Here is a 25,070-nt window from a genome sequence, read left to right as displayed (position 1 = left end):
ATATTTTTCTGTCTGTCGTTCGCTGCAATTTTTGTAGTCTGGTTTGCCGAGCGGTTGCGCGCGGGCTTCGTGAGGAAGCCGTAAAGCGCCCTGGGTTCGCCCCCTCGTCACCTGCTGACCGGACGGCGGATGCCTGCCGCCGGGCGGTGCCTTCGGCGTCGCCGGCATCTGTGCTCGCGCTTTGCCGTGGCAGCGATGACGTGACCTCAAAACAATAACGCGCTACGCTTCCCGGGCAAGAACAAGGGAAGCGCCAATCGTGTACGACTTCATTATCGTGGGCGGCGGCTCGGCGGGGTCCGTGCTGGCCCACCGGCTCTCGGCGAGGAGCGCCAACAAGGTTCTGCTCTGCGAGGCGGGACAGGACACACCGCCCGGAGACGAGCCGGCCGAGATCAGGGACAGCTATCCGGGGACGGCCTATTTCGATCCGCGCTTCCACTGGACCGAGCTCAAGGTCACGACCCAGATCGTCAGCCACAACAATCCGAACGAAGGACGTCCGCCCTTACGCAAATACGAGCAGGCACGCGTGCTTGGCGGCGGCTCCTCGATCAACGGCCAGATGGCCAACCGCGGCGCGCCGACCGACTACGACGAATGGGACGCGCGCGGCGCTGCGGGGTGGAGCTGGAACGATGTGCTGCCCTTCTTCAAGAAGGTCGAGCGCGACCTCGATTTCGACGGTCCCTACCACGGCAAGGACGGCCGGATCCCGGTCCGCCGAATCCCCAGGGAGCACTGGACGCGGCATTCGCAGGCGTTTGCGCAAGCCTTCCAGCAGGCCGGACATCAGTTCCTGCCCGACCAGAATGGCGAATTCGTCGACGGGTTTTTCCCGGTGACGCACTCGAACCAGGCCGAGCAACGCGTCTCGGCTGCCATGGGCTATCTCGATCGCGACACGCGCAAGCGCGCCAACCTCACGATCTCCACCAACACGCAAGTCAGGGAATTGCTGTTCGAAGGCACGCAATGCGTCGGCGTGAAGGCTGTGGTCGACGGACGAGAGCAGGAATTCCGCGCCCGCGAGATCATTCTCTCCAGTGGCGCCATCCATTCACCGGCGCATCTGTTGCGCGCCGGCATCGGCCCGCTCGGTCACCTCAAGGATATGGGCATTCCCGTGCTAATGGGGCTGCAGGGCGTCGGCCAGCGCCTGATGGATCATCCCTCGATCTCGCTGTCGTCCTTTGTCCGCCGCGGCGCGCGAATGAACGAGCACACCAGGCGCCACATGCAGCTTGGCTTGCGTTACTCGTCCGGGCTCCAAGGCGTACCGAAAGGCGATATGTTCGTCGTCCTGCTCAGCAAATCGGCCTGGCACGCCGTCGGTGAGCAGATCGGATCGCTGCTGACATTCGTCAACAAGACCTATTCCGAGACCGGACAGGTCAAGCTTGCCTCGCGCGATCCGGTCGTCGAGCCGATCGTCGAGTTCAACCTGTTGTCCGACCGGCGCGACCTCGATCGGCTGATGAGCGGTTTCCGCAAGATGGCGGCCGTGCAGATGAGCGACGTTGTCAGGGCCGTGACGGACAAGCCGTTCCCGGCCTCCTATACCGACCGCGTGCGCAAGATCGGCGTGGTCAACACCAAAAACAGGATTCTCACCAGGATCGCCGCGGCCCTGATGGACGGACCGGCAGTGCTGCGCCACTACATGATCGACAATTTCGTGGTCGAGGGCTTCACCTTCGACGACGTCATCAACGACGACGAGGCGCTGGAAGCCTTCGTGCGCAAGGCGACCATCGGCGTGTGGCACGCCTCCTGCTCGTGCCGCATGGGCCGGGTTGACGATCCGATGGCGGTGGTCGATCCAGAGGGGCGCGTCAAAGGCGTGCAGGGCCTGCGCGTCGTCGATGCCTCGATCTTCCCGGTGGTGCCGTGCGCCAACACCAATTTTCCGGTCCTGATGTCGGCGGAGAAGATCGCAGCCGCGATCATGCAGTGAGCTGGCATGGCTTTTCGCGCCGGCGACTGCCTTGTCGATGCTGACCCTCCAGGACCGCTAGTCGGACCGCAATAGCTGAAATGGTGGGCGAGAACGGTTCCGCGGCCGACGGTCTGGCGGACATGCGCCCGGGAGGCGGAACTTGGAACCCGGCTTGGGCGTTCTTTGCCAGATTTCGCCTTACGGCTGAGACAGGGCCGCTGATCGCGCGTCCCATCTCGGGGCCGGAGCGCATTTTCGGCGACGGAGCTTCACGGGGGTTCAATGATCAATTCATCGAGCCGGGCGCAAACCAGCGAGCCCGGAGAGTTGCCCAGGATTTCGACCGGCAGTGACGGTCTCGACGATATCCTCTACGGCGGGCTCGATCCCAATCGCATGTACCTCTACGAGGGCCGGCCCGGCTCGGGCAAGACCACAATGGCACTCCAATTCCTTCTCGAGGGCGCCCGTTGCGGTGAACGCGTGCTCTATATCTCCTTGTCGGAAACCAAGCGTGAGTTGACGCTGGTTGCACAGCGGCACGGCTGGTCGCTGCAAGGCGTCGACATCTTCGAACTGGTGCCGCCGGAGACGACGCTCGATCCGGAACGCGAGCTCACCGTCTTCCACCCCGCCGAAATGGAGCTGAGCGAAACCACGGGCCTGATATTCAAGGAGGTCGAGCGGATCAATCCCGCGCGCGTGGTGCTGGACAGCCTGTCCGAGCTGCGCCTCCTTGCGCAGAACCCGCTGCGGTACCGGCGCCAGGTTCTGGCCCTGAAGCACTTTTTCACCAACCGCAATTGCACGGTCATCCTCCTCGACGATCTCTCATCGTCCCAAGACGATCTGCAGCTCCATTCGATCGCGCATGGCGTGGTGATGCTCGAACAGCTCGCCATTGATTATGGGGCAGAGCGCCGGCGGCTTCGCGTGATCAAGATGCGCGGCATTCGATTTCGCGGCGGCTTCCACGATTTCACAATCGAGGCGGGAGGGGTGCGGATATTCCCCCGTCTGGTGGCAGCGGAACATCACACCTCGTTTATCGGTGAGTTGACGCCGAGCGGCAATGCGCAACTTGACCAGCTCCTGGGAGGAGGGCTCGAGCGCGGCACCAGTGCACTGCTCTTGGGCGCCGCCGGTGTCGGCAAGTCTTCTCTCGCGCTGACCTATGCGATCGCAGCGGCAGATCGCGGTGAGCATGCGGTGTTCTTTGCCTTCGATGAAGGTCGCGGTACGGTGGAGGCCCGGGCTCGAACGCTAGGCCTGCCCCTTGAAAGCCATCTGCAATCGGGACTCATCCGATTTAAGCAAATCGATCCCGCCGAGATGTCGCCCGGCGAATTCGCCGCCAATGTGCGCAACAGCGTCGAAAAGGATAACGCCCGAATTGTTATCATTGACAGTCTGAACGGCTACCTCAACGCAATGCCGGATGAGCGATTTCTCATCCTCCAGATGCACGAGCTCCTGAGCTACCTCGGACAGAAAGGCGTGCTGACCGTCCTGATCCTCGCTCAGCATGGGCTGGTCGGTCCGATGGAGACGGCTCTCGATATCAGCTATTTGAGCGATGCCGTGCTCATGCTGCGCTATTTCGAAGTCGGCGGAGCGGTGCGGCGTGCCCTCTCGGTCGTGAAGAAGCGCAGCGGCAATCATGAAAATTCCATCCGCGAGTTTCGTCTTGGCAGTGCCGGCATCACGGTAGGTCCTCCGCTGAGCGGGTTCAGCGGCATCTTTTCCGGGAATCCACGTTACTCGGGCACGGAGATGCCGGAAGGGCTGTCGGAATGAGCGCCGACCGCGATCATTGCGTCCTCGTGTTTGCTCCGATCGGCCGCGATGGACCGGCATCGGTCGAGCTTTTCCGTAATTCGAATCTCCTGGCAATCAATTGTCGTGGTCTGCCTGAACTGGTCAGCGAGATGTCGGCGGGCGTGGGCGCGGTCCTTCTCGCCGAGGAGGGCTTGTTCGGGAAGGATACCCAGCCGCTGGCACATTGGATCGAGCGGCAGCCGCCCTGGTCCGACCTGCCCTTTGTCATTCTCACCAGCCACCGCGAGCAGCCGGCGGTGGTTGCCTGGCGCCGCAGCATCGTCGAGACGCTCCGCAACGTGTCGCTGCTCGAGCGCCCGGTTCAGCCGATCACGCTGACGAGCGCAATTCAATCCGCAATGCGGGCCCGCCGGCGGCAATATGAAATTCGAACCTTGCTGCAGGCGCGCGAGCGGACGGCCCAGGAGCTCGAGAAGCTCGTGGTCGAGCGCACCCGTGCCCTCGAGGAGGCCAACAAGCATCTGCGGGCCGAAATGGAAGAGCGCGCCCGCGTCGAGGAGACCCTTCGTCAGGCCCAGAAGATCGAAGCCATCGGACAATTGACCGGCGGAGTAGCTCACGACTTCAATAATCTGCTGATGGTGATCTCCGGCGGATTGGACATGCTCGACCGGCAGACTGATCCTGATCGGCGGCGTCGGCTGTTGGAAGGAATGGTTCAGGCGGCGCAGCGTGGTGCGGGCCTGACCAGGCAGCTTCTGGCTTTTTCACGGCGGCAGAAGCTCCGGCCCGAGGCCGTCGACATCCCGGCGCAGATCGGCGGCATGCGCGAATTGCTCGATCGGAGCCTGAGAGGCGACGTTCACGTCGAGTTCGATTTTCCGGAGGGGCTTTGGCCGGTGGAGGTTGATCCGGGAGAGCTCGAACTGGTCATTCTCAACCTGGCCGTCAACGCCCGCGATGCGATGCCGAACGGTGGCACGATCGTCGTCCGTGGCGAGAACCTGGCCGGCCTGAACGAGAACGAGATCGCGGGCGATTACGTTCGCCTGTCCGTGGTCGACAGGGGCGTTGGAATGAGCCCCGAGATCCTGGCGCGGGTCTTCGAACCGTTCTTCACGACCAAGGACGTCGGTAAAGGCTCAGGCCTGGGGCTTGCTCAGGTCCACGGATTTGCGACGCAGTCACGCGGAATGGTTCGAATAAAATCGATCGTCGACGAGGGCACCAGCATTGAGCTCTATTTGCCGCGATCCAGGAATGTCCCCTCGGGTGAACGGCATCTCATCGACCTGAACAGGGCGCGTCCCAAGAGGGCTAATCATGGCCGGGTTCTTCTCGTCGAAGACGACGACGAGGTCGCCGCGCTGGTCAGCGAGATGCTTGCGCAGCTCGGTTACCAGGTCACGCGCGCGGCCAGTGCCGCGGCGGCTCTCGGTGCCCTAGCGGACGGCCGCTCCGTCGATCTGGTGTTTTCCGATATCGTGATGCCGGGCGGCATGAACGGTGTCGAACTCGCGTCCGAGATCAAGAGAAGGCGAAGCGACATCCCGGTCCTGCTGACGAGCGGATACGCCGAAGCCGCGGTTCACGACGCCGAAATGGCCGGCATCCGGATCCTGTCGAAGCCCTACCACATCGACGAGCTCGCCGCAGCGCTCAGCGCTGCAAAGTTGGACTTTGCGACAACCGCAGGATCTGCCTTAGCGAAGACTCGGGGCTGACCATTCGCGCGACAATCAACGGCGGGGCTATGGCTTGCGGGCGCCCCTCCGCAATTGTGCGCTCGGCCATCGTGCCGCGGCGTACAACAATGCGACGCACGAATGCAACGCGGTCGCCTCTCGGTTGCGAAGACACGCATTCGTCCTCTGCGGGTTAAACATTTCCGCCGCTACGCTTGGGCTGTGATGATTGCCAAAATCGGCCCGCAAATGCAGCCACTTTCAGTCGCTATTTGAGACCATTTCAGCCAAACTGTTATTGGTTTCTTTGCAGGGGCAGGGACCTTCAGTTTGGAGCCCTGCAATGTTCAAGTCGGTTCTTTCCGCGTGTCTCGTCGTTGCCTTTAGTTTCGTCGCTTCTGAAGCACGGCCCTATCGCATTCATCAAGCAGCCGAATGCAACGTCACGATGCCCTGCGACTTCTCGTATTCGCAAACGCGCCGTGAGAGGACTTCCAGGTCGTTCCTAACTCCCAGGTCCTCACTCCAATCCTATCGCGCGACGCAACTGACAGCGGCCGACGCAGGCGGCGCCGCGACGGCGAGCCTCTCGGGCGGTCGCATCGTCGGTAGTCGTCCCGCAGGTTGCCCTTCCTCCTTCTGCGGCTGCGGGGCTGCTCTGCGCGTGTTCGGCCGTATCGTGCCGGAATTGAATCTTGCGTCGAACTGGCTGCGCTTCCCGCGGACATCACCCGCACCGGGAATGGTCGCAGCCCGACACGGACATGTGTTCGTCCTCGAGCAACACCTAAGCGGGGATACCTGGCTGGCTTACGACGCCAACTCGGGCGGACACGCGACGCGAATGCATGCGCGTTCATTGCGTGGCTACACGATCGTCAACCCGCGCGGCGGTTCGGTCGCTTGAGACGCCGGGCGACAGGTGCGTCACGAGACCTGGTGCGCCATCGCGCGAAACGCCTTGTCAACCCCGCACTGAAGTAATATTCGTATTTATAGAAGTTCGGATAAGGCGTAGTTTGTGCGCATCCCAGCCTGCTACAAGGGCGTTTCGCGATCGTCACGAGACGTGGGCCGGGAGGCGGTGGCCGCGACTGCGTCGACGCGCTGGGCAGGCTGCAGGGCGGGTTTTCCCGTGAGCAGCTGCACACGCGGTACGACACGGCGCTGACAGCCTCCTCGTTCGGTCTCGATGGCGAGCGCACGCCAGGCATCGAGGACAGGGGCGGGGAGGTGCGCGGACGGCAAAATCGTGTGGTCCTGACGCCCGGGGTCTGTGCGTCAAGTCTTGTGGTGATGCTCTGCCCAACCGGGTCAGCACATCAGCCATCCGCAAGGCGACGGGGGCAATAGTGCATCGCTCCCCGGGGAGAGCGCGTCATAAGCCGTAAAACCATTCGCGCAGGGAAGGCCGGTTGCCGGCGTCACCTGTCGTCCACCCCGTGCGCGTCTTGCTCGCACACGGGACTACGGGTGCCAGCCGGCGCCCGGCCTTCCCTGCGCCCTTTCTTTCGAGAGGGTGCTAAGACTAGAGCAAAGCTCGGGCAAAATGAGCCGCGAGAATGCGAAAGTGTGCCTGCAAGCCGGGAACGGGAATTGGGTGATCGCGACGGGACGATAGAGCTACGCGCTCTCCGTCTCCCGGTGCACGTCGTGCACCACGAGGCCCATGCCTTCGTCGGGCATCTTGATCCAGTCGCGGCGCTTCAGGGTGCGCTTGGTGTCTTCGTAGCCGGAGGTCCAGTGCTCGCGCATCGAGGTGCCCGAGAATTCGTGGTCCTTGGCGTCGCCCTCGTAGGCCTTCTGCTGGTAGATCAGATGCAGGATTGCGATCTCAGGCATGTGGCGCAGGCTCGACTTGAGTTTGCGCTCCTCCTCGGAGAGCTGCTCGTCGGGCAGCTTGGCCAAGGCCTTGTAGAGCAGGACCTTGAGGTTGTGGGTTCGGCGGTAGACGTCGGTGTTGTGGCGGGTGCGCGAGGAATACATGATGTCCTTGTGGCGGGCCATCACGTCCTGGATCGAGCGCGGCAGCACGCCGCGTGCGCTGAACAGGTCGACCTGGAACACCAGCGAATTGAGCGCGTCTTCCTGGTCGAGCAGGTGCTGAAGCGGCGTGTTGGAGACGATGCCGCCGTCCCAGAAATGATCGGTGCCGATCCGCACCATCGGCAGTGCCGGCGGCAGGGCGCCGGAAGCCATGATGTGCTCCGGCTCGATCTCGTCGTGGGAATTGTCGAAATAGATGAAATTGCCGGAGAGCACGTTCACGGCGCCCACCGCGAAGCGAACCTTCTTCTCGTTGATGAGGTCGAAGTCGACGAGCTCGAGCAGGCTCTCTTTCAGCGGCATCGTGTCGTAATAGCTGGTGGCGGTCCGGGCGCCGACCGGGCTCAGCCAGGGATTGACCTGATGCGGGCTGAAGAAGCCCGGTTGGCCCATCGCCGACGTCATCCACGCGCTGGTGAGATTGCGCCACTGGCGGAAGATGTCTCCGTCAGGCGTGTAGTGCCAGATCTTGCGGTTGGTGATGCGCTCCCAGAAGATGCGCAGCGCCTCGAGCCGCTTCTCCGGCTTGTTGCCCGCGATGATGGCGGAGTTGATCGCGCCGATCGAGACGCCACAGACCCAGTCGGGCTCGATGCCGGCCTCGTGCAGCGCCTGGTAGACGCCGGCCTGGTACGCGCCGAGCGCGCCGCCACCTTGCAGCACCAGCGCAACGCGGTCGCAACGCTCGGGCCGCCAGCCTCGTGCGGGAGGCTGATGCGTCTGATGGGGCGGTTGCGAGGTGCGAGCGTCCATGGTGATGCCTCCTGCTTCTTCAAACGATTGCGTTCCGCGGTGACGCCGTGATGACAATTCTGGCGTCGACGCATCGCTTGCATGCGCCATCGCCGCCTTGGGAATGGCTGCGGTCGTGCGGCTGACGGAAATCCTTCACATCGCAGTCAATGACGGCGGCTAGCAATCTGCATCGCCGCCTGACGCTGTCGGGCGGGCATCACATGAGCACCACGAGAGGAGACCGGCGATGCGTAGGGAAGAGTTACTGAGGCTTCCATCCATGCCGGCGGCTGGGCCGAGCTATCCGGCAGGGCCCTATCGCTTCGTCAACCGCGAATTCCTCGTCATCACCTACGAGACCGATCCGGACCTCATCCGCGCCGGCCTGCCTGAGCCGCTGGAGCCGATCGACCAGCCGATCGTGCATTACGAATGGATCAAGATGCCGGATTCCTCCGGCTTCGGCAGCTACACCGAATCCGGTCTCGTCATCCCCGCGCGCTTGCACGGCGAGGAGGTCAACTTCGTTTCGCAGATGTATCTGGACGACGATCCGCCGATCGCCGCCGGCCGCGAGATCTGGGGCTTTCCCAAGAAATACGCCCATCCCAAACTCGAGATCGTCAAGGATACGCTGACGGGCAGGCTGGAATATGCCGGCCAGCTCGTCGCCATGGGCACGATGGGCTACAAGCACGAGAGCATGGCCGGCAATGGCGACCTCACCCGTGCGACCCTGTCGAAGACGCAGATCAATCTGAAGATGATTCCCGGCGTCGATGGCCGCCTCGATATCTGCCAACTGGTCGCGATCAACCTCATCGACATCGTGCCGAAGGGCTCCTGGATGGGGCCCGGCCGGCTGCATCTGGTGCCGCATGTCAATGCGCCCGTCGCCGATTTCCCGGTCCGCCGCTGCCTCGGCGCGCATCATTACATCGCCGACCTGACGCTGCCGTTCGGCCGCGTCGTGCACGACTACATCAGGGAAGCAGAGGCGGCGGCTCCGACCGTGCTGGCGGCCGAGTAGGGCGCTATCATCAAACTGTAACAATGCCGTAATTGAGTACCCGCATGGATCCGGACGGTGCCGTCAGCAATCTTCCGGAGCGGGGCATTCGTTGACGGTTGGGGTTGGTCATGGCTGAGCCGGCGAAGCTTGTCAGCGCGATATCGGATGCCGTGCCTGGCATTCCCGGCCTGGTGTGGGCGTTCCGCCTCCACGGCGACGGCAGTGCCGAGGCGCTACCGGTCGACCAGCCGATCGAGTTCAGCCACGACGGCCGGCTCTGGCTGCATTTCAACCTCACGGACACGCGCGCACGGCCGTGGATCGCCGCGTCGCAACTGCCGCCGTTGGCGCGCGAGCTGTTGCTCTCGAACGACACCTTCCAGCAGCTTCACGTCATCGACCACTGCGTCTACGGCGTGTTCTCCGACCTCGTGCGCGACATCGGCAGCGCGACGGAGGAGACCGCGTTCCTGCGCTTCGCCATGACCGAGCGGCTCCTGATCAGCGGCCGCCATCAGGCGCTGTGCTCGGCGGATGCGACACGCCGGGTGCTCGAAGGCGGCTACCGCGTCGACAATGTCGCCCATCTCCTCGAAAAGATCGTCGATGAGGTCGCCGACACGCTTGATAGGATGGCCGATAAGCTCGGTCAGGAGATCGACGAGATCGACGAGATCGAGGAGCGGATTCTGGCCGACGACGCCAAGCCGGAGATGCGCCGCAATCTTGGCCGGCTGCGCCGGACCTGCGTCAGGCTGCATCGCCAGCTCACCGGCCTGCGTACGCTGTTCCATCGCCTCGACCAGAAGAACACCGACCACCTTTCGCCGGACCTGCGTATCCAGGCCGGCAAGCTGGCGCAGCGGCTGGACGGCCTCGACCACGACATCGTGGAGCTGCGCGAACGCAGCCGCCTGCTCGAGGAGGAGCTGCGCTTCAAGAACGAGGAGCAAAGCAACAACCACCTCCACACGCTCTCGATCGTGACCTCGCTGCTGCTTCCGCCGACGCTGATCACCGGCATCTTCGGCATGAACACCAAGGGCCTGCCTCTGACCGAGGTCGAGAGTGGATTTTTCTGGGCGGCTCTCCTGATGGCCTCGTCGGTCGGCGCGGCCTATCTCTTCATGCGGCGTACCGGTATCTTCAAGTAAAGCACGCCAGTCGGTATCAGCCGTGATCGGGACCGCACATCTATTTCCGCTGCGAAATGCGGCCGCGATTGTGCTGGCCTGGACGATCGCGAGCACCAGCGCGCTGGCCGGCGCCAAGGACGAGAACGCGGCGGAGTGGCTAGCTCCAAAATGGTTCAACGAGTGGCATGACGGCCTCGCCAACAAGGGCCTGAATTTCGGCGCCGCCTACATCGCCGACAACATTGGAAATTTGTCCGGCGGCGTTAGGCGCGGCGCTATCCATTTCGGCCGGCTCGATCTTTCGGTCGATGCCGATCTCGACAAGCTGGTCGGCTGGAGCGGCGGCCGCTTCTACGCCAACGCGTTCGTGATCTACGGGCGAGGCCTCAGTCGCAACTACATCATGAATCTCGCGACCATCAGCGAGATCGAGGCGTTGCCGGACCAGCGGCTCTACAATGCCTATTTCGAGCAGAGCTTCTTCAACGACCGCTTGAACATCAGGGCCGGCCAGCAGGCCGCCGATGTCGAGTTTTTCGACAGCCAGACCGACGATCTCTTCATCAACGGCACCTTCGGCTGGCCCGCGATCAAGGCCTCGAATCTCCCGGCCGGCGGCCCGGCACCGCCAATCGCAGTCCCCGGCATTCGCATCAAGGCCGCGCTGACCGATCAGATCACCGCGTTCGGTGCCGTGTTCAATGGCGATCCGTCAGGCCCGGGCAATCAGGATCCGCAGCTGCGCGACCATCATGGTCTTGCCTTCCGCGTCAACGACCCGCCTTGGGTGATCGGGCAGGTCCGCTTCAACTACGACCTCGATATCGGCGGCCGTTCGCTCGCCGGCAATTTTACGCCGGGCGCCTGGAAGCATTATGGCTCGTTCGACAGTCAGCGCTTCGCCACGGATGGGCGGTCGATCGCCGATGCCGACGGCAGCGGCATTCCGGCAAAGCTTCGCGGCAATTACGGTATCTTCGCGGTGATCGAGCAGGTGCTGTACCGGCCGCCGGAGGTCAGGGAGAGCACCACTTCGGCCTCGATCCCGGGTGTCACCGCGTTCGGCCGCATCGCCTACAGCCCGCCGGACCGCAACCTGATCGATCTCTATCTCGACGGCGGCATCGGCTTTGTCGGCTTCGTATCCGGTCGTCCGCTCGATCGCTTCGGCGTGGCGGCGGCCTACATGCGCATCTCGAACTCCGCGCGCAACCTCGACGTCGATACCCAATTCTTCACGGGCATCCAGAGCCCAGTGCGCAGCAACGAGACCCTGATCGAGATGATCTATGAGGCGCACATCAAGCCGGGCTGGCTGATCGCGCCGTACTTCCAATATGTGTTCCGTCCCTCGGGCGGCATCCCGAATCCGGACGACCCGAGCGGTGTTGCGCGGATTGGTGACGCCGCGGTCTTCGGCGTCACCACCACGATCAGGTACTAAGCCATCGCGGCTTGCGGCTTTGGCTTCGGTTGTCGCGAGAGCGTCAGCACGATCAGCGAGGCGAACACGCAGAGCGCGCCGGCGATGAAGAAGGCGGGCAGGTAGCTCTGATAGACCGTCCGCGAGAAACCGGCCCCGAAGGCGGCGGTGCCTGCACCGAGCTGGTGGCCGGCAAAGATCCAGCCGAACACCAGATTGGCGCGCTCGGGCCCAAATTTCTGCGCGATGAGGCGCACCGTGGGCGGTACGGTTGCGATCCAGTCGAGCCCATAGAACATCGCGAAGATCGAGAGCCCATAGAACGAGAAATCGCTGAAGGGGAGGAAGATCAGCGAGAGCCCGCGCAAGCCGTAGTACCAGAACAGGAGGTAGCGGTTGTCGTAGCGGTCCGACAGCCAGCCCGACATGATGGTGCCGAAGAAGTCGAAGATGCCCATCGCGGCCAGCAAGCCCGCGGCCTGCACCTGCGGGATGCCGAAATCGAGGCACATCGGAATCAGATGCACCTGCACCAGGCCATTGGTGGATGCACCGCAGACGAAGAACGTCGCAAACAGGACCCAGAACGCGCTGCTCTTCGAGGCGTCGCGCAGCGTGCCGAGTGCAACGCCCGTGATCGAGCCATGGCTGACGGGCGGCGCGGGCAGGGGTGTGGTGCCTTTGTCGCCAAACGGGCGCAGGCCCAGATCGCTCGGACGGTCGCGCATCGCGAGCAGGACCGCCAGGGCAGAAACACCAAGCGCGATGCAGACGAAGCCGAGCGCAAGCCGCCAGCCGAAACGTTCGGTCAGGCTTGCCAGCAGCGGCAGGAACACGAGCTGACCGGTGGCGACGCTCGCGGTCATGATGCCGACGACGAGGCCGCGCCGTGCCGCGAACCAGCGCGTCGCGATGGTGGCGCCCAGCACCAGCGCAGTCATGCCGGTGCCGATCCCGATCACGACGCCCCACAGCGCGACGAGCTGCCAGACCTCTGTCATGCCGAGCGAGAGCACCAGCGCCGAGACCACGATGAGCTGTGCGGTCAGAGTGACGTTGCGCAGGCCGTAGCGGTTGAGCAGGGCAGCCGCGAACGGCGCCATCAGCCCGAACAGGATGAAGCGGATCGACAGCGCGGAGGAGATCTCCGCCGTGCTCCAGCCGAACTCCTTCTGAAGCGGAACGATGAACACGCCGGGCGCGCCGACCGTTCCGGCGCTGATCAGCGCGGTGAGGAAGGTTACGGCGACCATCACCCAGCCGTAGTGGATATTGCGGCGGCCGAGCGTCGCCGCGAGCCAGTTCGAGATCATTGGGCCTCAATCTTGATGGGCAGGATTTGAAACACCTGCGCGAGTTTGCAGAATGGCACGGGACGCGTCCGTCTGAAATGACGGAGTTCCCTCATTTCCGGACTTTTACGTCAGTGCGTCAGGCGCTCCACCGCGATCGCGGTGGCTTCGCCGCCGCCGATGCAGAGCGCCGCCACGCCGCGCTTGAGGTTTCGCGCCTCGAGCGCATGCAGCAGCGTCACGATCAGCCGTGCGCCGGTGGCGCCGATGGGATGGCCGAGCGCGCAGGCGCCGCCGTTGATGTTGAGCTTGTCGCGGGGAATGCCGAGATCGCGCTGGGCCGCCATCGCCACCACGGCGAAGGCTTCGTTGATCTCGAACAGATCGACATCGCCGGCGCTCCAACCGATCTTGTCGAGCAGCTTGCGGATCGCTGGGATCGGCGCCGTGGTGAACCATTGCGGCTCCTGGCTGTGGGTGGCGTGGCCCTTGATCTCTGCGAGAGCCGGCAGGCCGCTGCGATCGGCGAGCGAGCGCTTCGTCAGCACCAGCGCGGCGGCGCCGTCGGCGTTGGCGGAGGAGGCCGCCGGCGTGATGGTGCCGTTGGCGCGGAACGCCGGCTTCAGCCCGGGGATCTTTGCGGGATCGACCTTGATCGGATGCTCGTCATTGGCAACGATGCGGGGACCTGCCTTCTCGCTCAGCGTGATCGGCGCAATCTCGGCCTTGAACGCGCCGCCCTCGACCGCCTTGCGCGCGCGGCCCAATGTTTCCATCGCATAGGCGTCCTGGTCCTTGCGGGTGAACTGATAGGCTTCGGCGGTAGCCTCGCCGAAATCGCCCATGGAGCGGCCGGTCTCGTAGGCGTCTTCGAGGCCGTCCATCATCATGTGGTCGATGATGCGGTCGTGGCCGGCGCGGTAGCCGCCGCGCGCCTTGGCGAGCAGATACGGCGCATTGCTCATGCTTTCCATGCCGCCGGAGACGACGATCTCGGCCGAGCCGGCGCGGATGATGTCGTGCGCCAGCATGGTCGCCTTCATGCCGGAGCCGCAGACCTTGTTCACGGTGGTCGCGCCGGTGGCGTCGGGCAAGCCGGCGGCACGCGCGGCCTGGCGCGCCGGGGCCTGGCCCTGACCCGCGGGAAGGACGCAGCCCATGAAGACCTCGTCGACCTTCTCCGGCGCAAGCTTGGCACGCTCGAGTGCCGCGCCGATCACGTGCGATCCGAGCTTGTGCGCGGGGAGCGGCGACAGCTCGCCCATGAAGCGGCCGAGCGGGCTACGGACGGCGGAGACGATGACGACGGGATCGGCGGCTTCGGCCATGGAGGAGACTCCCTAAAATGTCACATATGTAAGATTATGATCATCATATGATGCGGCGCAAAAAATGCAACTGCGTCGGCATGAGAAAATCTTGTGGTTCGCATGAGATTTGGTCGTGCGAACGGAAGAGGTTGTCCCATAACCTGCTGTCATCGCCCGCGCAGGCGGGCGATCCAGTACGCCGAGGCGGTTGTGATTGAACCGATGGCGCTCGGAGTACTGGATGCCCCGCCTTCGCGGGGCATGACACCGTTGCTGATGGCTCTACCGCTTCCGATTCACAAACGCGCCCATCAGCCGCGTCGGCTCGTCCGTCAGGAACGACTCGCCGAAGACTTTGACGCTCAAATTCACCGACTCCGTCAGCGGCAGCTCCTCCCATTGCCGCAGTAGCGCTTTCTGCGAGCGCAGCGCCTCGGGGCCGCATTCGAGGAGGGCCTTCACGAGATGCTCGACCTCGGCATCGAGCCCGCCCTCCGGCGCGACCTTGTCGACCAGTCCCCACGCCAGAGCCGTCGCCGCGTCGATGTTCTCAGCGGTCATCACCAGCCAGCGCGCGCGGGCCCACCCGATCAGGCGCGGCAGCAGCGCGGCATGGATCACCGAGGGAATGCCGACCCGCACCTCCGGCATACCGAAATGCGCGTCATGGGCGGCGATGCGGAAATCGCAGGCGGCCGCGACTTCGAGCCCGCCGCCGAGGCACCAGCCGGGCATGCGCGCGATCATCGGGGCCGGGAAGGCGCGCACGGCCTCGCAGAGGTCGCGCAGGCGGCTGATGAAAGCCTCGGCGGACTTCTGGTCGAGCCTGGCCATCTCCTTGATGTCGGCGCCGCCGATCATGCTCTTCTCGCTCTGGCCGCGCAGCACCACGACCCGGATGCTGCGGTCGGACGAGAGCTGCTGCAAGCCTTCGCGCACCGCATCGGTGATGGGCGAGCCCAAAATGTTCAGCGAGCCGGCGTTGCAGATCGCGACATGAACGACGCCGCGCGCATCGCGCGTCACGCCGCAGTGGTGGTTGAGCATTTCCATGAGGGGATCTCTGAGTTCGTGGACGCGCGAATACGCCGGTCGGATCACACTTCCGGGCCGAAACGCATTGCTTGTCAAGCGGGCGGGGAGGGAGTTGCCAGCGCGAAGTCCGCGGCATAATATGATGTAAATCATACAAAGAGGCCGCAATGACCAACATCGATCAACTCGACCTGTTTTCGCCCGCGCAGCGGCGCGAGCGGGTGGTGGAGTGGCAGGTGCCTGCGCCGGTTGCGAAAGTGGCGATGGGCCTGTCAGGCATGGATGCGATGCTGGGCATCCGCGACGGAAGGCTGCCGCCGCCACCCTTTGCCAAGCTGATCGGCTTCGTCATGGCCGTGGTCGAGCCGGGCCGGATCGTCATGGAACTCGAACCGCGCGAGGATCTCGAGAACACCATCGGCCTCCTGCACGGAGCCACAGCCGCCGCGCTGATCGACACCGCCATGGGGTGTGCGATCTCGACCCGGCTGGAGCCCGGGCAGGGCTCCGTCACCCTCGATCTGAAAATGACCTTCCTGCGTCCGCTCTCGGTCCGGTCCGGGCTGATCTCCGCCGAAGGCAAGGTGATCAAGCTGGGACGCCAGACCAGCTACACCGAGGGCTCCGTCCGCGACGGTAAGGGGGCGCTTGCTGTGCACGCAACGGCGACCTTTTCCATGATCGGCAACAATTTTACCGGGAATTAATGCGCCGTCCTGCCGATATCCGTGTTATTAGATGACCTCCGACATCCAATGAGATCCGCATGCGCTATTCCCGGGAACACAAGCAGGAAACCCACGACCGCATCGTGAAGAAGGCCTCCGTGCGGCTGCGCGAAAAGGGCGCCCACGGCATCGGTGTCGCCGACCTCATGAAGGAAGCGGGCCTGACCCATGGCGGCTTCTACGCCCATTTCGATTCCCGCGAGGCGCTGGTGATCGAGGCCTTCGACTACGCCATGAATCGCTCGATGGAGCACTGGCGCAAGCAGTCCGATCAGGTCGCGCCGGAGAAGCAGCTCACTCAGATCGTCGAGACCTATCTCTCGACGGTGCATCGCGACAACCCCGGTCACGGTTGCTCGATCCCCGCGCTCGGCGCGGAGATCGCCCGCGAGAGCCCGAAGACGCGAAAGGCCTTTGCCGGCAAGCTCGACGAGATGATCGAGATGATCACGGACTTCATCCCGAATCTGCCGCGCAAGGCTGCGCGCAAGCAGGCGATCGCGACGCTGGCGACGATGGCCGGCACCATGTTGCTCGCGCGCATCGCCGGGTCGAGTGAGCTGTCGGACGAGGTGCTGAAGACGGGCAGGGACAGCGCGCTGGACGGCGCGCGGCGTGAGCCGAAGGCTGCGGTTGCAAAGAAGCCGAAGCAGAGCTAGGCCGAGGTGCCGTTGAATGCGTAGGGTGGGCTAGCCGAAGGCGTAACCCACCCTACGAAGTCCGCCCCGCAAACAACGTCCGCTCGCGCTCCACAATCTCGGAAATATAATCCGCCACCGCGCGGATCCGCGCCAGGTCCTTGCTGTCGGCGTGCATCAGCATCCAAAAGGTGCGGGTGATCGAGACCTCTTCCGCCAGCACCGCAATCAGCTTCGGATAGTCGGCCGCCATGAAGTGCGGCAGCACCGCAATACCGAAACCGGCGAGCGTGGCGTTGAGTTGCGCGATCAGATTGGCGCTACGCAAGCGTGCGGAGATCTTCGGCGACACCTGCGGCAGATAGTCGAGCTCGGGCGTGAACAACAGCTCCTCGATATAGCCGACGAAGCGATGCTGCGGCAGGACCTCGCGCGAGGTGATTTTCGGGAAGCGGTCGAGATAGGCGGGCGCGGCATAGAGTCCGAGGCGGTAGTCGAGCAGCTTGCGGCCGACGATGCGGCCTTCCTTCGGCATGGTCAGGCTGATGGCGATATCGGCCTCGCGCTTGGAGAGGCTGAACAGCCGCGCGGTGGCCACAAGTTGCAAATCGAGATCGGGATACCGGTCGGCGAACTGAGCGAGCCGCGGCGCCAGGAAGGCGGTCCCGAAGCCGTCGGGGGCGCCGATCCGCACCGTGCCGGTCAGCCGCGCCACGGAGCCACCGACCTGCTCCTGGTTGGCGACAATGGTCGATTCCATCGCTTCCGCGCTGTCGGCGACGCGCTGGCCGGCCTCTGTCAGCAGGTAACCGGTCTTGCGCCGGTCAAACAGCTTGGCCGAGAGGTGCTTTTCTAGCCGGTCGACGCGGCGGATCACGGTGGCATGGTCCACGCCGAGCTGCTTCGCCGCAGCCGAAACCGAGCCGCCCCGCACGATGGCCAGCACGAAGCGGAAGTCATCCCAGTCGATAGCGCCTTGATCCAGCATTTTCGCACATCTATGGTGCATTATCTCAGACTTGAATCCTATAAAATGCAGGTCGATAGGATTTGTCAAAGCGTTCAAGCTCGCCTTAAGGAGACGATTCCATGCGTTCAGTCGGACATTTCATTGGTGGCAAGGAGGTCAAGGGCACCTCGGGCCGCACCGCCGACGTTTTCGAGCCGATGACCGGTGACGTCCAGGCCAAGGTGGCGCTGGCGTCCAAGGCCGAGGTCCGCGCCGCCGTGGAAAACGCCCGCGCTGCTCAGCCGGAATGGGCTGCGACCAACCCGCAGCGCCGCGCCCGCGTCATGATGAAGTTCGTTGAGCTGGTGCAGCGCGACTACGACAAACTGGCCGAACTGCTCGCCCGCGAGCATGGCAAGACCGTTCCTGACGCCAAGGGCGACATCCAGCGCGGCCTCGAAGTGGCGGAATTCGCCTGCGGCATCCCGCATCTGATGAAGGGCGAATACACCGAAGGCGCCGGCCCCGGCATCGACATCTACTCGATGCGCCAGGCGCTCGGTGTCGTCGCCGGCATCACGCCATTCAATTTTCCGGCGATGATCCCGATGTGGAAGTTCGCGCCTGCGATTGCCTGCGGCAACGCCTTCATCCTGAAGCCGTCGGAGCGCGATCCCGGCGTGCCGATGATGCTCGCGGAACTGATGATCGAGGCGGGCCTGCCGGCCGGCATCCTCAATGTCGTCAACGGCGACAAGGAAGCGGTCGACGCCATCCTCGACGATCCCGATATCAAGGCCGTCGGCTTCGTCGGCTCCACGCCGATCGCGCAATACATCTACGAACGCGCCGCCCAGACCGGGAAGCGCTGCCAGTGTTTTGGCGGGGCCAAGAACCACGCCATCATCATGCCCGACGCCGACATGGACCAGGCGGTCGACGCACTGATCGGCGCCGGTTACGGTTCGGCCGGCGAACGCTGTATGGCCGTGTCCGTCGCGGTCCCGGTCGGCAAGTCCACTGCCGACCGCTTGATGGAAAAGCTGGTCCCGCGCGTCGAGTCGCTCAAGATCGGCACCTCGATCGATCCGTCGGCCGATTACGGTCCGTTGGTGACGCGCGAGGCGGTCGAGAAGGTGAAGGGCTATATCGACATCGGCATCAAGGAAGGCGCGACGCTCGCCGTCGACGGTCGGGGCTTCAAGATGCAGGGCTACGAGAATGGCTTCTATCTCGGCGGTTCGCTGTTCGACAACGTCACCAAGGACATGCGAATCTACAAGGAAGAGATTTTTGGCCCCGTGCTCTCGGTCGTGCGCGCGCATGACTACAAGGAAGCGCTGGCGCTGCCGTCGGAGCATGACTACGGCAACGGCGTTGCGATCTTCACCCGCGACGGCGATGCCGCGCGCGACTTCGCGGCCAAGGTCAATGTCGGCATGGTCGGCATCAACGTGCCGATCCCGGTGCCGATCGCCTATTACACCTTCGGCGGCTGGAAGAAGTCCGGCTTCGGCGATCTCAACCAGCACGGTCCGGATTCGGTCCGCTTCTACACCAAGACCAAGACGGTGACCTCGCGCTGGCCGTCCGGTGTCAAGGAAGGCGCGGAGTTCTCGATCCCGCTGATGAAGTAAGGCTGTAGCCCAGCCCGTCATTGCGAGCGTAGCGAAGCAATCCAGACTTTCTCCTCGGACACATTGGATTGCTTCGTCGCTTCGCTCCTCGCAATGACGAGAACAGTGAGCAGCCCATCATGCAGTTCGCTCTGAACGAGGATCAGATCGCGGTTCGCGACATGGCGTTGGCGTTTGCGGCGGAAAAGATCGCGCCGTTCGCGCTGCGCTGGGACGAGGAGAAGCATTTTCCCGTCGAAGTGATGCGCGAGGCAGCAGCGCTTGGCATGGGCGGCATCTATATCCGCGACGATGTCGGCGGCTCCGCCATGTCGCGGTTCGACGCGGCGCTGATCTTCGAGGCGCTGGCGACGGGCTGTCCGACCACCTCGGCCTTCATCTCCATCCACAACATGGCGTCCTGGATGATCGATGCCTACGGCAGCGACACCCAGCGCCACACATGGTTGCCCAAGCTCTGCACCATGGAGCTGATTGCTAGCTACTGCCTGACCGAGCCTGGCGCCGGCTCGGACGCGGCAGCGCTGCGCACCCGCGCCGTGCGCGACGGCGATCATTACGTCCTCAACGGCCAGAAACAGTTCATCTCCGGCGCTGGCGGCACCGATCTGCTGGTCGCGATGGTGCGCACCGGCGGCGATGGCCCCGGCGGCATCTCGACGCTGGTGATCGACGGCAAGACGCCGGGCGTCTCGTTCGGCGCCAACGAGCGCAAGATGGGCTGGAACGCGCAGCCGACCCGCGCCGTGATCTTCGAGAACGCCCGCGTGCCGGTCGCCAATCGCTTGAGCGAGGAGGGTGTCGGCTTCAAGATCGCGATGGCCGGCCTCGACGGCGGCCGTCTGAACATCACGGCCTGCTCGCTCGGCGGCGCGCAGACCGCGCTGGACAAGGCGCGCGCCTACATGAAAGAGCGCAAAGCGTTCGGCAAGCGTCTCGACGAATTCCAGGCGCTGCAATTCAAGCTCGCCGACATGGCGATCGAACTCGAGGCCGCACGCACGTTCCTGTGGCGTGCCGCCGCCGCGCTGGATCGCAAGGACCCCGACGCCACCATGCTCTGCGCGATGGCCAAACGCTTCGGCACCGATGTCGGCTTTGAGGTCGCCAACCAGGCGCTCCAGCTTCATGGCGGATACGGCTATCTCAGCGAATACGGCATCGAGAAGATCGTGCGCGATTTGCGCGTGCACCAGATTCTCGAAGGCACCAATGAAATCATGCGGCTGATCGTGGCGCGCAAATTGATCGAGGGCGCACGATGAGTGGAGTGGAGGAGGGCGATCTGGTCGCACGGGTCGAGGGCTCGGCCGGCATTGTCAGGCTCAACCGTCCGAAGGCGATCAACGCCGTGACGCTGGAGATGTTTCGCGACATCGATAAGGCGCTCGACCGTTTTGAGGCCGATCCAGCCGTTGCCGTGATCGTGCTGGAAGGTGCCGGCGAGCGCGGCCTGTGTGCCGGCGGCGACATTCGCGCGCTCTGGGAGAGCTCGAAGGTCGACGGCGATCTCGGCAAGATTCTGTGGCGAGAAGAGTACATCCTCAACGCCCGGATCAAGAAATTCCCGAAACCCTATGTCGCCTTCATGGACGGCATTGTGATGGGCGGCGGCGTCGGACTCTCGGCGCATGCGAGCCATCGCATCGTCACCGACCGCACCAGGCTTGCGATGCCCGAGGTCGGGCTCGGTTTCTTTCCCGACGTCGGCGGCACCTGGCTGTTGTCACGCTCGCCGGGCGAGATCGGCACTTATTTTGGCCTGACCGGCCAGACCATGAACGGCCCCGATGCGATCCACGCCAGGTTTGCCGATGCGGAGGTACCGGCGGCCAAATGGCCCGAGTTGCGCGACGCGCTGACCAAGGTTCGCCAGGGCGTCACCGCGGCCGATGTCAGCAAGCTCATCAACGGTTTTGCGACGGGGGAGACCGCGGGGCCGGTCGCCGCAAAGGAGCCGGCGATCGACGCACTGTTCGGCTTCGACCGCATGGAAGACATTTTTGCCGCGCTGAAGCGCGACGGTTCCGAGTTCGCGCTGGCGACATTGAAGAGGCTCAACGAAAAATCGCCGCGCGGCATGGTGGTGACGCTCAAGCTGCTGCGGCTCGGGCGCACCGCGTCGAGCCTGGAAGAATGCCTGGTGCGCGAATATCGCGCTGCGCTGGAAGTTTTCCGCAGCGACGACTTTCGCGAAGGCGTGCGCGCCGCCGTGATCGACAAGGATCGCAATCCGACCTGGTCGCCGTCCCGCATCGAGGATGTCACTCCGGACCTGCTTGCGCCGTATCTCGCCGAGATTGGCGCCGACGAATTGAAGTTCAACTAACCAACGAAACGTTCAGCGGAGGAAACCAAGATGGCCACGATCGCATTCATCGGTCTCGGCAACATGGGCGGGCCCATGGCCGCCAATCTGGTCAAGGCCGGCCACAAGGTCGTCGCTTTCGACCTCGCCGAGGCCTCCCGGAACCAGGCCAAGGCCGACGGTGCCGGCATCGCCGACAGCGCGGCGGGCGCCGTGAAGGGCGCCGATGTGGTCGTCACCATGCTGCCGGCCGGCAAGCATGTGCTCGGCGTGTGGGGCGAGGTCGTTCCTGTCATGACCAAGGGCGCGTTGGTCATCGACTCCTCCACCATCGACGTCGAGAGCGCGCGCCAGGCGCATGCGCTGGCGGCCAAAAGCGGCGTGCTTTCGGTCGACGCGCCGGTCTCCGGCGGCACCGGCGGCGCCAAGGGTGCGACGCTCACCTTCATGTGCGGCGGCGAGGACAACGCGTTTGCAGCGGCAAAGCCCGTGCTGGAGAACATGGGCAAGAAGATCGTGCATTGCGGCGGGGCCGGCGCAGGCCAGGCGGCAAAAATCTGCAACAACATGATCCTTGGCATTTCCATGATCGCCGTGAGCGAGGCGTTCGCGCTGGCCGAGAAGCTCGGGCTCTCGCACCAGGCGCTGTTCGATGTGGCCTCGACCTCGTCGGGCCAGTGCTGGTCGCTGACGACCTATTGCCCGGTGCCCGGTCCAGTGCCGACCTCGCCCGCCAACAACGGCTACAATCCGGGCTTTGCCTCGGCGCTGATGGTGAAGGATCTGACGCTGGCGCAGGACGCGGCGAAGGCCGCGGGCGCCGCAACCCCGCTCGGCAAGCATGCGCAGGAGATCTATCAGTCATTCGACGCAGCCGGCCACGGCGGGGTGGATTTTTCCGGAATTATCGAGCACGTTAGGAGTCTAGCCGGGAAAGCTTGATGACGACATTTCAGGAAGCGCGCGCGCTTCTGCTTCACAACCGCACGGACTATGAGACAGCGGTCAAGGACTTCCGCTGGCCTGATCCGGTCCCCTTCAACTGGGCACTCGACTGGTTCGACGCCGAGCTGGCGGCGAATGCGGACAGCAAGGATCGTCCTGCGCTTTGGATCGTCGATGCCGCGCAGGACCGGCAGACCAAGCTCTCGTTCGGGGCGTTGTCACGCCGCTCCAACCAGGTCGCGAATTTCCTCCGAGCACAGGGCTTGAAGCGCGGCGATCATCTCCTGCTGCTGCTCGGCAATGTCGTTCCGCTGTGGGAGACGATGCTGGCCGCGATGAAGCTCGGCGTCGTCGTGATTCCCGCAACGACGCTGCTCACCGCCGACGAGCTCCGCGACCGGCTCGATCGCGGCAAGGCGAAGGCGGTGGTGGCAGCGCAGGACCAGGTTGCGAAGTTTGCCAGTCTTGGCGCCGAGAATATCGTCCGCATCGTCGTAGGCGAGGCCTCCGATGGCTGGCTTTCCTATGATGACGCGGCAGAGGCGTCGGAGAGCTTTGCAGCGGACGGTCCGACCAACGCTGACGACCCGATGCTGCTCTATTTCACCTCGGGCACCACGGCAAAGCCAAAACTGGTTCGGCACAGCCAGCGCAGTTATCCCGTCGGCCATCTCTCGACCATGTATTGGATCGGGTTGAAGCCCGGCGACGTCCATCTCAACATCTCCTCACCCGGCTGGGCCAAGCATGCCTGGAGCTGCTTCTTCGCGCCGTGGAACGCGGGCGCAACCGTCTTTGTGGCCAATCAGCCGCGCTTCGACGCCAAGGGGCTGCTTGCCACCATCGGCCGCTGCGGCGTCACTACGCTGTGCGCGCCGCCGACGGTGTGGCGGCTGTTCATCCAGGAGAACTTGGCGTCGTTCAAGGTGGCCTTGCGCGAGGTCTGCGGCGCCGGCGAGCCGCTCAATCCTGAGGTGATCGACCAGGTGCAGGCCGCCTGGGGCCTCACCATTCGCGACGGTTACGGCCAGACTGAAACGACGGCGCTCGCCGGCAACTCGCCGGGGCAAAAGATCAAGATCGGCTCGATGGGCCGGCCGCTGCCGGGCTATCGCGTGCAGGTCAGCGACGCCGATGGTCATCCGGCCAAGGAGGGCGAGGTGGCTCTGGTGCTCGGCGAAAACCGTCCCGCCGGCCTGATGCAGGGCTATCAGGGCGACAACGGCGGGCTGTCCGGCGCCGAAGGCGAGCTCTATCGCAGCGGCGACGTCGTGTTCGAGGACGATGACGGCTATCTCACTTTCGTCGGCCGGTCCGACGACGTGTTCAAATCCTCCGACTATCGCATCAGCCCGTTCGAACTTGAGAGCGTGTTGCTCGAGCACGAGCTCGTCGCGGAAGCCGCAGTCGTGCCGAGCCCGGATCCGATCCGGCTCGCGATTCCCAAGGCCTTTGTGCTGCTGACATCCGGCGCGGAGCGCTCGCCGGACACCGCGCTCTCCATCTTCAAGCATCTGCACACGCGCCTGGCGCCGTTCAAGCGCATCCGCCGCCTCGAGATCGTCACGGAGCTGCCGAAGACGATCTCGGGTAAGATCCGCCGCGTCCAGCTCAGACGTCTCGAGCGTGACGACGATCGCAACGATCCCCTGCGCGGCCGGGAATTCCGCGAAGAGGATTTTCCGGAGCTGCCGAAAACACGGAGTGAGACCTAAGTGAACGAAGTCTGGAAGAAGCCGCCGATTACGCTTAAGGCCTACCAAGCCATGGTCGGCAAGGAGATCGGCGTGTCGTCATGGCACCTGGTCGATCAGCCACGCATCGACACCTATGCCGACGTGATCGAGGATCATCAGTTCATTCACGTCGACCCGGAGCGTGCGAAGAAGGAGACGGCGTTCGGCACCACCATTGCGCACGGTTTCCTGACGATGTCGCTGCTGTCGATCATGTCCTACGAGGTGATGCCCGTCATCGCGGGCACCACGATGGGCGTCAACTACGGTTTCGACAAGCTGCGTTTCATCTCGCCGGTGCGTTCAGGAAAACGCGTTCGCGGCCGTTTCGTGCTGGCGGAAGCCAAGCTGCGCAAGCCGAATGAATTGCAGTCGCGCACCAACGTCACCGTGGAAATCGAAGGCGAGGACAAGCCCGCGCTGGTCGCGGACTGGCTCGGGTTGATCTATTTCGCCTGACGCTGCCGGGCTTGACCCGGCAACCCATCGCTGCTCAAAAGCTGTCCAAATCGGTGCGCTCGAACCCTCTCCCCTTGTGGGAGAGGGTGCCTCGCGTGTCCAGACCGGATAGATAGGTAACACAGTAGACCAGATGGATGGGTGACAGTTCTCTGTCGGCTGGGAGGATCAGCCGATGCCTTGGAGAGAGAGCTGCGCAATGGACCAACGGGTTAACTTCATTTCGGAACAGCGAACCGGCTTGTGGACGATGACGGAGCTTTGCGAGCGTTACGAGA

At 63.9% G+C, this 25,070-nt stretch carries 20 protein-coding genes; 15 read left to right on the top strand and 5 right to left on the bottom strand.

Annotated elements, in window-relative coordinates; all coding sequences use genetic code 11:
* The first annotated feature begins 259 nt into the window (after window positions 1-259).
* From BRA1253DRAFT_RS06325 to BRA1253DRAFT_RS45055, 4 genes are all read left to right on the top strand, one after another.
* Entirely contained in the window at window positions 260-1,957 is a 1,698-nt protein-coding gene (locus tag BRA1253DRAFT_RS06325; protein WP_007592286.1) for a GMC family oxidoreductase, read from the top strand.
* 264 nt (window positions 1,958-2,221) lie between these two features.
* The gene (locus BRA1253DRAFT_RS06320) at window positions 2,222-3,736 is read left to right on the top strand and encodes an ATPase domain-containing protein (RefSeq protein WP_035992861.1); all 1,515 of its coding nucleotides are present in this window, start codon (window positions 2,222-2,224) and stop codon (window positions 3,734-3,736) included.
* Entirely contained in the window at window positions 3,733-5,442 is a 1,710-nt protein-coding gene (locus BRA1253DRAFT_RS06315; RefSeq protein WP_007592282.1) for a response regulator, read from the top strand. The genes BRA1253DRAFT_RS06320 and BRA1253DRAFT_RS06315 overlap by 4 nt, the downstream gene beginning before the upstream one ends.
* A 304-nt stretch (window positions 5,443-5,746) precedes the next feature.
* A complete protein-coding gene (locus tag BRA1253DRAFT_RS45055) occupies window positions 5,747-6,310 on the top strand; it encodes a hypothetical protein (RefSeq protein WP_007592281.1) in 564 nt (187 codons plus the stop codon).
* Window positions 6,311-7,026: 716 nt separating this feature from the next.
* On the opposite strand, the gene BRA1253DRAFT_RS06310 is transcribed toward BRA1253DRAFT_RS45055, so the two are convergent.
* Window positions 7,027-8,202 (bottom strand): patatin-like phospholipase family protein, encoded by a 1,176-nt coding sequence (locus BRA1253DRAFT_RS06310; protein WP_007592278.1) that lies wholly within the window; start codon window positions 8,200-8,202, stop codon window positions 7,027-7,029.
* Between the two features lie 229 nt (window positions 8,203-8,431).
* On the opposite strand from BRA1253DRAFT_RS06310, the gene BRA1253DRAFT_RS06305 reads away from it, so the two are divergent.
* From BRA1253DRAFT_RS06305 to BRA1253DRAFT_RS06295, 3 genes are all read left to right on the top strand, one after another.
* Window positions 8,432-9,214: an acetoacetate decarboxylase gene (locus tag BRA1253DRAFT_RS06305; protein ID WP_007592277.1), complete on the top strand. Its 783-nt coding sequence runs from the start codon at window positions 8,432-8,434 to the stop codon at window positions 9,212-9,214.
* A gap of 110 nt (window positions 9,215-9,324) precedes the next feature.
* Window positions 9,325-10,350, top strand: a complete 1,026-nt coding sequence (locus tag BRA1253DRAFT_RS06300) for a transporter (RefSeq protein ID WP_007592275.1) — start codon at window positions 9,325-9,327, stop codon at window positions 10,348-10,350.
* Window positions 10,351-10,372: 22 nt separating this feature from the next.
* Window positions 10,373-11,776 (top strand): carbohydrate porin, encoded by a 1,404-nt coding sequence (locus tag BRA1253DRAFT_RS06295; RefSeq protein WP_007592273.1) that lies wholly within the window; start codon window positions 10,373-10,375, stop codon window positions 11,774-11,776.
* Here BRA1253DRAFT_RS06295 and BRA1253DRAFT_RS06290 read toward each other — a convergent pair.
* The 3 genes from BRA1253DRAFT_RS06290 to BRA1253DRAFT_RS06280 form a co-directional block, all read right to left on the bottom strand.
* Entirely contained in the window at window positions 11,773-13,068 is a 1,296-nt protein-coding gene (locus tag BRA1253DRAFT_RS06290; protein WP_007592271.1) for an MFS transporter, read from the bottom strand. The genes BRA1253DRAFT_RS06295 and BRA1253DRAFT_RS06290 overlap by 4 nt on opposite strands.
* A 110-nt stretch (window positions 13,069-13,178) precedes the next feature.
* Window positions 13,179-14,375, bottom strand: a complete 1,197-nt coding sequence (locus BRA1253DRAFT_RS06285; protein ID WP_007592270.1) for an acetyl-CoA C-acyltransferase — start codon at window positions 14,373-14,375, stop codon at window positions 13,179-13,181.
* Window positions 14,376-14,639: 264 nt separating this feature from the next.
* Window positions 14,640-15,410: an enoyl-CoA hydratase gene (locus BRA1253DRAFT_RS06280; RefSeq protein WP_007592268.1), complete on the bottom strand. Its 771-nt coding sequence runs from the start codon at window positions 15,408-15,410 to the stop codon at window positions 14,640-14,642.
* A 149-nt stretch (window positions 15,411-15,559) separates the two neighbouring features.
* Between BRA1253DRAFT_RS06280 and BRA1253DRAFT_RS06275 the strand changes: the two genes are divergently transcribed.
* Together BRA1253DRAFT_RS06275 and BRA1253DRAFT_RS06270 are read left to right on the top strand one after the other, a co-directional pair.
* Window positions 15,560-16,099 (top strand): PaaI family thioesterase, encoded by a 540-nt coding sequence (locus BRA1253DRAFT_RS06275; RefSeq protein WP_007592266.1) that lies wholly within the window; start codon window positions 15,560-15,562, stop codon window positions 16,097-16,099.
* Window positions 16,100-16,158: 59 nt separating this feature from the next.
* Window positions 16,159-16,779 carry a TetR/AcrR family transcriptional regulator gene (locus BRA1253DRAFT_RS06270; RefSeq protein WP_007592265.1) on the top strand — a complete coding sequence of 207 codons (621 nt, stop codon included), beginning with the start codon at window positions 16,159-16,161 and terminating at the stop codon, window positions 16,777-16,779.
* Between the two features lie 52 nt (window positions 16,780-16,831).
* Here BRA1253DRAFT_RS06270 and BRA1253DRAFT_RS06265 read toward each other — a convergent pair whose 3' ends face one another.
* Window positions 16,832-17,746 carry a LysR family transcriptional regulator gene (locus tag BRA1253DRAFT_RS06265; protein ID WP_007592263.1) on the bottom strand — a complete coding sequence of 305 codons (915 nt, stop codon included), beginning with the start codon at window positions 17,744-17,746 and terminating at the stop codon, window positions 16,832-16,834.
* A 101-nt stretch (window positions 17,747-17,847) separates the two neighbouring features.
* Between BRA1253DRAFT_RS06265 and BRA1253DRAFT_RS06260 the strand changes: the two genes are divergently transcribed.
* The 6 genes from BRA1253DRAFT_RS06260 to BRA1253DRAFT_RS06235 all read left to right on the top strand — a co-directional run bounded on the left by BRA1253DRAFT_RS06260 (window position 17,848) and on the right by BRA1253DRAFT_RS06235 (window position 24,792).
* Entirely contained in the window at window positions 17,848-19,344 is a 1,497-nt protein-coding gene (locus BRA1253DRAFT_RS06260; RefSeq protein WP_007592262.1) for a CoA-acylating methylmalonate-semialdehyde dehydrogenase, read from the top strand.
* Window positions 19,345-19,463: 119 nt separating this feature from the next.
* The gene (locus tag BRA1253DRAFT_RS06255) at window positions 19,464-20,609 is read left to right on the top strand and encodes an isobutyryl-CoA dehydrogenase (RefSeq protein WP_007592260.1); all 1,146 of its coding nucleotides are present in this window, start codon (window positions 19,464-19,466) and stop codon (window positions 20,607-20,609) included.
* Window positions 20,606-21,673: an enoyl-CoA hydratase/isomerase family protein gene (locus BRA1253DRAFT_RS06250; protein WP_007592259.1), complete on the top strand. Its 1,068-nt coding sequence runs from the start codon at window positions 20,606-20,608 to the stop codon at window positions 21,671-21,673. Before BRA1253DRAFT_RS06255 ends, BRA1253DRAFT_RS06250 begins: the two co-directional genes overlap by 4 nt.
* Before the next feature lie 30 nt (window positions 21,674-21,703).
* On the top strand, window positions 21,704-22,594 hold the full coding sequence (gene mmsB, locus BRA1253DRAFT_RS06245; RefSeq protein ID WP_007592257.1) for a 3-hydroxyisobutyrate dehydrogenase: 891 nt from the start codon (window positions 21,704-21,706) through the stop codon (window positions 22,592-22,594).
* Window positions 22,594-24,312 (top strand): AMP-binding protein, encoded by a 1,719-nt coding sequence (locus tag BRA1253DRAFT_RS06240; RefSeq protein WP_007592255.1) that lies wholly within the window; start codon window positions 22,594-22,596, stop codon window positions 24,310-24,312. The genes mmsB and BRA1253DRAFT_RS06240 overlap by 1 nt, the downstream gene beginning before the upstream one ends.
* Complete coding sequence (locus tag BRA1253DRAFT_RS06235; RefSeq protein ID WP_007592253.1) at window positions 24,313-24,792, top strand: MaoC family dehydratase; 480 nt, start codon at window positions 24,313-24,315, stop codon at window positions 24,790-24,792.
* The last annotated feature ends 278 nt before the right edge of the window (window positions 24,793-25,070 follow it).

The organism is Bradyrhizobium sp. WSM1253 (genome assembly GCF_000244935.1).
Lineage (GTDB): Bacteria > Pseudomonadota > Alphaproteobacteria > Rhizobiales > Xanthobacteraceae > Bradyrhizobium > Bradyrhizobium canariense.
Note: the sequence above shows the minus strand (reverse complement) of the source record. Positions and strands in the feature narration are given on the sequence as shown.